Raw genomic sequence first — 1,032 nt, 5'->3', positions numbered from 1 at the left:
AGCGAGTTCGCCGCCGCCAAGATCAAGCCCTGGCTGTCCGATCCGATCGTCATCGATGCGGTGAAGAAGGCCAACGCCGAGCATGCCAACATCGACTACATGAAGATTCTCGAGCTCGACGAGGCCTGGAAGGCGAAGACCGCCACCGACCTCATGGAAGCGACGATGAACAATCCGCTGTCCGAGTTCCTGAAGGCCAAGCGCAGCGAACTGGGCGACGTGATGATCGAAGCCTTCGTCATGGACGACAAGGGCCTCAACGTCGGCCAGACCGACGGCACTTCGGACTATTTCCAGGCCGATGAGGCGAAGTGGCAGAAGACCTTCGCCGGCGGCCCCGATGCCATCTTCGTCGACGAGGTCGAGGAAGAGGGCGGCAAGAAGATCGCCCAGGTCAGCCTCACCGTCGCCGAGGGCGGCAAGCCGATCGGCGCCATCACCGTCGCCGTGGACGTCGACAAGCTCAACTGATGGATTGAGAGCGGAGGCCGCGCGTGACGTGCGGCCTCCGCCCCTGCGCCCCGTGCTTCGGCACGCAGCCGCCACCCGGGCGCAACCCGAGGGCCGCCAACTGCACACCACGTTCCGCCGGCCTGTCCGTGCCCGCCCCGAAGCCCCATCGGCTCCGCGCGCGGGCGTATCCGTTTCGCTCCCCTCTCCGCCCCTCTCGCCCGCCCTGCCCTCACCGCGTCTCGAATGCCTCGGCGCCGCCCCTTGGCTTCTCCGGCCGGCGAGACAGTTCAAACGATTCAGATTGGCGAATGTATAAAAACCCTGAACACTCCGATAACCGGCCTGATCCCGAGATCGACGTCTAAATTGGTTTAGGCCTTTCCGCCGGCCACAATACAAACTTCGAGATGACTTCATTCCTGAAAGTCCATCTGCGAGAAGCGTCCGACTCGACGGGACGAACCGGCCACCGACACTTTTGACATTGCCGCCATGCATTTATTTCTTAAGTCGAAAATATTTGACGACCTTGCATGGTCTTTCCACGCGGCTGCTGGCAGGCTTCGGCCGATCGGGTCA

The 1,032-nt window shown here is 62.4% G+C and carries 1 protein-coding gene; it reads left to right on the top strand.

Annotation, left to right across the window (positions count from 1 at the left end):
* The coding region (locus tag A6302_RS23325) for a hypothetical protein (protein ID WP_069308536.1) at positions 1-471 on the top strand (471 nt) is incomplete at its 5' end.
* Between the last annotated feature and the right edge of the window lie 561 nt (positions 472-1,032).

It is taken from the genome of Methylobrevis pamukkalensis (assembly GCF_001720135.1).
Taxonomy (GTDB): domain Bacteria; phylum Pseudomonadota; class Alphaproteobacteria; order Rhizobiales; family Pleomorphomonadaceae; genus Methylobrevis; species Methylobrevis pamukkalensis.
This window is presented reverse-complemented; position numbering and strand designations above follow the sequence as displayed.